The sequence below is a fragment of the Streptomyces sp. NPDC046716 genome, from assembly GCF_040645755.1.
In the GTDB taxonomy this organism is placed as follows: domain Bacteria; phylum Actinomycetota; class Actinomycetes; order Streptomycetales; family Streptomycetaceae; genus Streptomyces.
The window spans coordinates 245,777-253,742 of the sequence record NZ_JBEYYU010000003.1; the positions used below are offsets into that span (position 1 = coordinate 245,777).

Consider the following 7,966-nt stretch of genomic DNA (forward strand, 5'->3'; position numbering starts at 1 on the left):
GCGGACAGTTCCCGGGAAGTTCACCGTAGGCACCGGTGCACCGTGATCATCGTGATCGCGATGTCACTGTCAGTGGCGGACCGTACTGTGGATGCGTACCTGTTCCACGCTGACGAGGATGGGCAGGCCGTCATGAGTCTCGTAGAGGAGCGGTCCGCTGTGGTGATGAGCCAGGACGACTTCGAGGAGATGGCCCGCCATGCCATACGGACGAACGAGGCGTTGAGGCTGGAGTTCATCGGGGGACAGCTGGGGGTCAAGGCTGTGCCGGACGGTAATCACGGGCGGATCATTCAGTGGCTGACCCGCGTGTGCATGCAGTCCCGCCCCGACCTGTGGCTGCACGGCGCGCAGGGCCTACGGGTGGAGACCTACCGGCAGGGGAACGCCCGGCCGGACGCCTCACTCGCAGACAGCGATCAGTTCGTCGACCAGGGAGAGTGGGCCCCTACGGACGGCGTCCTCATGGCTGTCGAGGTGACCTCGCGCGACCGTGACACCAATCAACGCGACCGCGTCGACAAGCCCCGGGCGTATGCGGAGACGGGCATCCCCGTCTACCTGCTGATCGACCGCGACACCGGCGAGGTCAAGGTGCACTCCCAGCCCGACGGGGTGCGGTACGAGCAGGTGACCACCGTGCCGTTCGGCAAGACGGTCACCCTGCCGGAGCCGGTCGGGATCGAGTTGGAGACCGAGCCGCTCAAGGAGTGGGCGCGCTGAGCGGGTTCTGACATGACTGCGGCCCGGGACCGTGTGGTCCCGGGCCGCAGTCATGCGTGCCTACTGGTCCTTTTTGGGCTCCTCCAGGCGCGGGAAGAGCACCGCGCCCTTCGTCACCGTGGCACCGGCGGGCAGCCGGCCCCAGGTGCCGGCCGACTGGACCCGCTGGTCGGCGAGGGCGCCCAGGGACGGCTCGGCGCCCAGGGAGTCCCAGAGCGCGGCCGAGGTCTCCGGCATGATCGGGTTGAGGAGCACCGCGACGGCGCGCAGCGACTCGGCGGCCGTGTAGAGGATCGTCGCGAGGCGGGCCTGGCCCTCCTCGGACGTGTCCTTGGCGACCTTCCAGGGCTCCTGCTCCGTGATGTAGCCGTTGACCTGCTTCACGAAGTCGAAGATCGCCAGGATGCCGCCCTGGAAGTCCAGCTCCTCGCCGATCTTCCGGTCGGCCTCGGCGACGGCCTTGGCCAGACCGTCCTGGACCGCCTGCTCGGCGTCGCCCGCGGCAGTGGCCCCGGGCAGCGCGCCGCCGAAGTACTTGCCGACCATGGCGGCCACGCGGGAGGCGAGGTTGCCGTAGTCGTTGGCCAGCTCGGAGGTGTAGCGGGCGGTGAAGTCCTCCCAGGAGAACGAGCCGTCGCTGCCGAACGCGATCGCGCGCAGGAAGTACCAGCGGTACGCGTCCACGCCGAAGTGCGAGGTCAGGTCCTGCGGCTTGATGCCCGTCAGGTTCGACTTCGACATCTTCTCGCCGCCGACCATCAGCCAGCCGTTGGCCGCGACCTTGCCGGGGACCGGCAGGCCCTGCGCCATCAGCATCGCGGGCCAGATCACCGCGTGGAAGCGGAGGATGTCCTTGCCGACGAGGTGCACGTTCGCCGGGAACGTCTCGTCGAACTTCTCCTGGTTCGCGCCGTAGCCGACGGCCGTCGCGTAGTTCAGGAGCGCGTCGACCCACACGTAGATCACGTGCTTGTCGTCCCACGGGACCGGGACGCCCCAGTCGAACGTCGAGCGCGAGATCGACAGGTCCTGGAGGCCCTGCTTGACGAAGTTCACGACCTCGTTGCGCGCGGACTCCGGCTGGATGAAGTCGGGGTTCGCCTCGTAGAGGGCGAGGAGCTTGTCGCCGTACTCGCTCAGCTTGAAGAAGTAGTTCTCCTCCTTGAGGATCTCCACCGGCTTCTTGTGGATCGGGCACAGCTTCGTGCCGTTCTCGTCCTCGATGAGGTCGCCGGGGAGCTTGTACTCCTCACAGCCGACGCAGTACGGGCCCTCGTAGCCGCCCTTGTAGATCTCGCCCTTGTCGTGGAGATCCTGGACGAACTCCTGAACGCGGTCCGTGTGGCGCTTCTCCGTCGTGCGGATGAAGTCGTCGTTCGCGATGTTCAGGTGCTCCCAGAGGGGCTTCCAGGCCTCCTCGACGAGCTTGTCGCACCACTCCTGAGGCGTCACATCGTTCGCCTCGGCGGTGCGCATGATCTTCTGACCGTGCTCGTCCGTGCCGGTGAGGTACCACACCTTCTCGCCGCGCTGACGGTGCCAGCGCGTGAGCACGTCCCCTGCGACGGTCGTGTAGGCGTGGCCCAGGTGAGGAGCGTCGTTTACGTAATAGATCGGGGTGGAGACGTAGTACGCCTTCGCACCCTGCTTCTCGGTTCCAGTGGCCGCCATGGTCGAAATCCTACTGGCCCGGGGGAGGGCGATTCACCCGCGTTTCAGCGGGTGGACCGCCCCCGTCCGGTTCAGCGGTTCTGCTGGGTCCTACGGGCGCCAGCCGGCCAGGACGCCCTCGTACAGCTCGGTGTCGGTCAGCTCCAGCGGGGACTGGCCCGCGGGGAACCAGCCGGCGTTGTCGGCCTTCAGCTTGCGCAGGTAGTCGAAGGCCTTGGACTCCGGGTCGCCGAACGCGACGAACTGGAAGTGGACCGGGTGGCTCGACGCCTTCGCGAGGGCCTCGTTCGCCGGGCGCTGCACGTCCGGCGGGCCGTCGGTCTGGAAGATCACCAGCGCCGGGGTGGTCGGGTCCGCGCTCTTCTCGTGGTGGGCGACGATCTCCTCGATCGCGCGGTGGTAGCTGGTGCGGCCCATCCGGCCGGCCGCCGCGTGCCACTCGTCGATCTTGCCGTCGTGGCCGTCCGTGTCGAGCGTGAGGTCGCCGGTGGCGTCGATGTCCGTGGAGAAGAACACCGTGTGCACGGTCGGGGTCTCCCGCTCGTCCAGGTGCGCGGCGAGTGCCAAGGTCTGCTCGGCGAGCGCTGCCGCCGAGCCGTCCTTGTAGTACGGGCGCATCGACCCGGACCGGTCGAGCACGAGGTAGACCGTGGCCCGGGCCCCGGTCAGCCCGTTCTTCTTCAGGGCGGCACCGGCGGCCTTGTAGGCGGCCGAGAGACCCGGGGCGCGGGTTTTGACGCGGGTCGCCGGGTGGGCCGGGGTTGCCGAGGTGTCGGTGTCGGCGTCGGCGTCGGTACCGGTACCGGTCGTGGGCTCGGCCGCGGCGGCGGGCTGGGCCTTGGGCTCGGCTTCGGCGGCCTTCGCCTTGGTGGCGGGCTTGGCCTTGGTCCTCGTCCTGGCGGCGGGCTTGGCGGCCGGTGCCTCGACGGTGGGCTCCGCCGCGGCTTCGGTCTTGGCCTCGGCCTTCGCCTCGGCCGGGGCCTTGGTGTCCGTCTCGGCTTCCGCCACGGCGGGGGCCTCGGGGGTCGCCGCCGGCTTGGCTTCGGCCTTGGTCCGCGCCTTGGCCGGGGTCTTGGCGGCGCTCTCCGGCTTGGCCTTCGCGCCGGCCTTCGCCTTGGCCGGTGCCGCGGGGGCGGTCTCCGGCTCGGCCTTCGCCTCGGCTTCCGGCTCGGCCGGGGCTTCGGCGGCGGGCTTCGGCTCGGTCTCGGTCTCGGCTTCCGGCTTTGCCGGGGCCTCGGCGGGAGCCTCCGGCGCGGCGGGGGCCTTGGCGGCGGGCTTCGGCTTGGTCTCGGGCTCGGCTTCCGGCTTTGCCGGAGCCTCCTGCGCGGCTTCCGGCGTGGCCGGGGTCTCGATGGCGGGCTCGGCCTTGGCGGCCGCCTCGACCGTGACCTCGGCGGTGGGCTCGGCCTTGGCCTTCGTCTCGGCCGGGACCACGGCGGGCGCCTCGGCCTTGGCCTTCGTCTCGGCGGCGGGTTCGGGCTTGGTCTCAGCCTTGGCCTCGGTCTCGGCCGGGGCCTTGGTCTTCCGCGCGGGCTTGGCTTTGGCGTCCGCCTTGACCGGGGCCTTGGCGGCGGGCTTGGTCTCGGTCTCCGCCTCGATCTTGGCGTCCGCCTCGGCCGGAGTCTCGGCGGCAGCCTCGACCGGGACGTCCGTCTCGGCCGGGGTCTCGGCGGCAGTCTTGGCCTTGGCGTCCGCCTTGACCGGGGTCTCGGCGGCAGGCTCGGCCTTGGTGTCCGTCTTGGCCGGAGCCTTGGCGGCGGGCTTGGTCTCCGCCTCGACCTTGGCGTCCGCCTCGGCCGGGGTCTCGGCAGCAGCCTCGGCCTTGGCGTCCGTCTCGGCGGCAGGCTCGACCGGGACGTCCGCCTCGGCCGGAGTCTCGGCGGCAGCCTCGGCCTTGGCGGCCGCTTCGGTCGGGGTCTCGGCGGCAGCCTTCGGCTCGGTCGGGGGTGTTGACGGTTGCGGGGGCGTGTCGGAGGCGATGTGTTCGTCGCCCACCGGGCTCGCCGGCTTCGGCACCGTTACGTTGTCGAACGCGGCGGCGACGAGGTCGTCGGCCGCGCCGGCCTTCTTCGGGGCGGGGACCCTGGCCGATGCTTCCTTGGACGGCGCGGGGGCGTCGGCGGCGGGGGCCGGTGTGGCCTCCGGTTCCGGCGCTGCCGCAGTGTCGTCCTTCTTACGGGACCGCCCGAACGCGTTCCGCAGCAGATCCAGAATGCCCATGTGCGCAACCTTCCGCATGAATTGGTCGAGTTGGTCCCGGCTTCCCTGGAACCCCTGGCCAGGGCGGACACGTAAGGTTAGCCGCCGCCGACGGGGATCTTGGGCAGGGGCGAGCCGATCGACCTCGCCGTATCGCCGGCGATCTGCGGAACTCGATTCTCGCGCAGCCCGGTTCGGGTCAGCGCTCGCTGTCGCGGCGGTACAGCGCGAAGCCCAGACTCGCCGCTCCGGTCGCGGCGACCCCGGCCCCCGCGGCGATCAGCAGCGCCCCGCTGGTGTCCTCCGGAGCCGCCGAGGGCCGGGCGGTGACCGTGGCGTCGGCGGCCGGCGCGACGACGTAACCATCCGTGGAGGAAGGGGCGTTGCCGCTCCGGGCCGCCAACTCGCCCGCCCCGGCCGGGACGGAGTCCGCGGCGGCCGTCGCGACGGGGACGGCCACGGCGGCGAGGGCGCCGAGGGCGAGGGTCGCGGTGCGGAGGGTGTGGCGGGTGGCGCGCATGGGGATCGGTCTCCGTCGGTCGGTCGGTCGGGCGGTGCGGGTGCGGGGCTGCGTTCACGAACGTAGGACGCCGGACACGCGGCAGTGTGTGGGTCACCCGTACGTTGTGTAACAGCCGCGCCCGGTGCCGCCGAACCCTACGAAAGACCAGGCCAGTGGTCCCGGACCATGGTCGCGAAGGGGACGGGACCTTCGGCCCGGAGGGCGCGGATCGCGCCCCCGGTGGCGTTCGGCGCCGAGATCGGGGAGGCTCGCGCGCATGGTCTCAGTGGTGCAGAACGTCGCGATCGACTGTGCGGACGCCTATGAACTGGCCCGGTTCTGGAGCGCCGTGACCGGCAACCCCCTGGACCCGGAGGACGCGCCGGGCGCCCACGAGACGCAGGTGCTGCTGCCCGGCGGACCCGCGCTCTACTTCAACCAGGTGCCCGAGGGCAGGACGGGCAAGAACCGGATCCACCTGTGCCTGCGCCCCGAGACCTCGCGGGACCAGGAGGTGGACCGGCTGCTCGGGCTCGGGGCGGCCTTCCACTCCGACCACCGGCAGCCGGACGGCTCGGGCTGGGTGGTGCTCACCGATCCCGAGGGCAACGAGTTCTGCGTGCTGCGCAGCGCCGCCGAACGCGCGGCGACCGGCTGACCGGCGGACCGGCCGTTCGCCGTCAGGGCCCGTCGGCGACGCCGATGGCCCGCGCGGCCGCCACTTCCTGGCGTACGTGTTCCAGGACCCCGTCCTGCGATCCGGTCGCGCCGAAGTCGGCCCGCACCTCCCACAGCACCACCGAACTGCGCAGCCCCTGCGCCAACTCCCGCAACTGGCCCGCCACATGGGTCACCTCGGCCGGGGACGGCGGCGGGAAGCCGTGCCGGACCCGGACCCGCGCCGCGGTCGTCGCGTCCACGATCCGCTCGACGGCGACGACCAGCGGCCACCACGCAGCCGCCCGCTTCCCCGTCGGCGGCGGCTCGGTCAGCGCCCGCTGGAACTCGGCGCGGACGACGGACAGGTCCCGGTAGAGCCGGCGCCGCATCCGCGCCCGTACGGCGGGATCCCCGGCGGAGCCGAACGCGCACTCCACATAGTCGGCCGCGTCCGCGACGGCGTCGGCGAGCCGGTCGCCGATTCGGGTGTGCCAGCTCTCCGGCCACAGCAGATAGCCCGCGACGAGCGCGATGGCGCACCCCATCAGGCTGTCGAGCAGCCGGGGCCCGAGCAGCGCCGTGCCCTGGTGGTTGAGGATGTCGGACAGCAGCAGGATCACCGGGGTGATGGCGGCGGTCTGGAAGCCGTAGCCGCGCGGGGTGAGCGCGGGGATCAGCGGGGCGAGCAGCATCATCACCGGCACGTCCCACCAGCCGATCGGCACCTGGGAGAGCACGGCCGCCGCGAGCAGCAGGCCGGCCGCGGTGCCGAGCGCGCGCAGCACGGCCCGCGAGAACACCGACCCGAAGTCCGGCTTCATGACGAACGTGATGGTCAGCGCCACCCAGTACGAACGCGGCACCGGCACGATCGACACCAGCGCCTGGGCGAGGCCGATGCAGAGCGCGAGGCGCAGCCCGTACCGCCAGGAGGTCGCGGAGAGCAGGACGTTGCGGGTCGCGCGGCGGGCCCGGACCCGCAGGGCGGCCGGACGGCCGAGGCGGTCGTCGCCGTCGCTCCCGGTGTCGGTGACGTACGTGAAGTCGGCGTCGCCGCGCCGGGCGGCGACCTCGGCGGCGTGCCGCAGCGCGTGGTCGACGGCGCGCGACGCGGGCCCGTCCGGTTCGGGCAGGTCGAGGGCGGCGACGTCGTCCGGGCGGCCCGCGGCGATGGTGTCGGCGAGGTGCCGGACGGCGGCGGGCACCGAGGGCGACAGCGGGATGCCGCACTGGTGGGCGGCGGGCGCGGCCTCCACGATGGGCGTCACCGCGTTCAACTGACTGACCAGGCGGACCAGTTCGGGGTTGCGGCCGTGGGCGAGGGCGCGGCGGGCGAGGACCAGGTCGTAGGCCTGGTTCAGGGACTGGGTGACGGCGATGCGGGTCTCGGCGTAGGCGAGGCCGTCGGTGGCGGCGGCCTCCAGGAGGTTCGCCACGCCGCGGTACGTGGCCGCGACGGCGGCGCGTTCCGGGGCGCCGGCCCGCAGCGGCCAGGCGAGCAGCGCGAGCAGGAGGACCAGCAGGCCGCCGCCGGTCATCAGCAGCGGCGCCAGCCACCAGTCGCCGGGCATCGGGAGGCCGGCGCCGACCACGCAGTTCAGCAGCAGGAGCAGGCCCGAGACGGAGGCGACGGCGCCGATCGTGGAGATCATGCCGGAGAGCAGGGCGACGGCGGTGACGACGGCCACCGCGAGCCAGCCCTGGCCGAACACGGCGGAGCCGAGGGTGATGCCGACGGCGCCGAACAGTTGCGGGACCGCGATGTTGAGGATCCGCATCCGGTAGGCGTCCGCGGTGTCGCCGATGACTCCGGAGAGGCCGCCCATCGCGGCGAGGGCGCCGTAGGTGACGTGGTCCGTGGCGAGGCCCACCGCGAGGGGGAGCGCCAGGGCCACGGAGGCCCGTGCCACGGCGGGCCAGGGGACGGGGGCCCGCTGCGGTCGCAGGGTTCTGACCAGCCAGTCGGGCGGGGTGATGCGGGGTGGCATGCCGATCATTATGTGCGGCGGGGCCGATCGCCGGCTTGTCGTACGGCTGCGGGCCGGTGGCCGCTTCTCGCGCAGTTCCCCGCGCCCCTGAGATGCGCACTTCGTGCGGCATCTCATCGGGGAGGCTGCGCGACTGGGCGAGCAAATCCTCGAACAGGGCGTACGGGGTCTTCAGCGGGATCCGCACCGTGGTGGCGTTCTCCCGCTTCAGGCCCTTCGCGTC

General features: G+C 72.2%; 6 protein-coding genes. 2 read left to right on the forward strand and 4 right to left on the reverse strand.

The features are described from left to right. The first annotated feature begins 132 nt into the window (after positions 1–132). A complete protein-coding gene (locus tag ABZ930_RS04005) occupies positions 133–723 on the forward strand; it encodes a Uma2 family endonuclease (protein ID WP_361540992.1) in 591 nt (196 codons plus the stop codon). 60 nt (positions 724–783) lie between these two features. Here the strand turns inward: ABZ930_RS04005 and metG are convergent, their stop codons facing one another. The 3 genes from metG to ABZ930_RS04020 all read right to left on the reverse strand — a co-directional run bounded on the left by metG (position 784) and on the right by ABZ930_RS04020 (position 5,113). After that, positions 784–2,394 (reverse strand): methionine--tRNA ligase, encoded by a 1,611-nt coding sequence (gene metG, locus ABZ930_RS04010; RefSeq protein ID WP_361540995.1) that lies wholly within the window; start codon positions 2,392–2,394, stop codon positions 784–786. Positions 2,395–2,484: 90 nt separating this feature from the next. Continuing rightward, positions 2,485–4,614, reverse strand: coding sequence for a VWA domain-containing protein (locus ABZ930_RS04015; RefSeq protein ID WP_361540998.1), 2,130 nt, complete (start codon positions 4,612–4,614; stop codon positions 2,485–2,487). Between the two features lie 178 nt (positions 4,615–4,792). Further along, positions 4,793–5,113 (reverse strand): hypothetical protein, encoded by a 321-nt coding sequence (locus tag ABZ930_RS04020; RefSeq protein WP_361541001.1) that lies wholly within the window; start codon positions 5,111–5,113, stop codon positions 4,793–4,795. A gap of 259 nt (positions 5,114–5,372) precedes the next feature. Here ABZ930_RS04020 and ABZ930_RS04025 point away from each other — a divergent pair, with 259 nt between their 5' ends. Continuing rightward, a complete protein-coding gene (locus ABZ930_RS04025; RefSeq protein WP_361541004.1) occupies positions 5,373–5,753 on the forward strand; it encodes a VOC family protein in 381 nt (126 codons plus the stop codon). A gap of 22 nt (positions 5,754–5,775) precedes the next feature. On the opposite strand, the gene ABZ930_RS04030 is transcribed toward ABZ930_RS04025, so the two are convergent. Next, complete coding sequence (locus ABZ930_RS04030; RefSeq protein ID WP_361541007.1) at positions 5,776–7,743, reverse strand: FUSC family protein; 1,968 nt, start codon at positions 7,741–7,743, stop codon at positions 5,776–5,778. Positions 7,744–7,966 lie beyond the last annotated feature (223 nt).

Bases quoted from the DNA above. Each gene is read 5' to 3' on its own strand.
- ABZ930_RS04025 (WP_361541004.1), top strand. From the start codon at position 5,373: ATGGTCTCAGTGGTGCAGAACGTCGCGATCGACTGTGCGGACGCCTAT.
- ABZ930_RS04015 (WP_361540998.1), bottom strand. From the start codon at position 4,614: ATGGGCATTCTGGATCTGCTGCGGAACGCGTTCGGGCGGTCCCGTAAG.
- ABZ930_RS04005 (WP_361540992.1), top strand. From the start codon at position 133: ATGAGTCTCGTAGAGGAGCGGTCCGCTGTGGTGATGAGCCAGGACGAC.
- ABZ930_RS04030 (WP_361541007.1), bottom strand. From the start codon at position 7,743: ATGCCACCCCGCATCACCCCGCCCGACTGGCTGGTCAGAACCCTGCGA.
- ABZ930_RS04020 (WP_361541001.1), bottom strand. From the start codon at position 5,113: ATGCGCGCCACCCGCCACACCCTCCGCACCGCGACCCTCGCCCTCGGC.
- metG (WP_361540995.1), bottom strand. From the start codon at position 2,394: ATGGCGGCCACTGGAACCGAGAAGCAGGGTGCGAAGGCGTACTACGTC.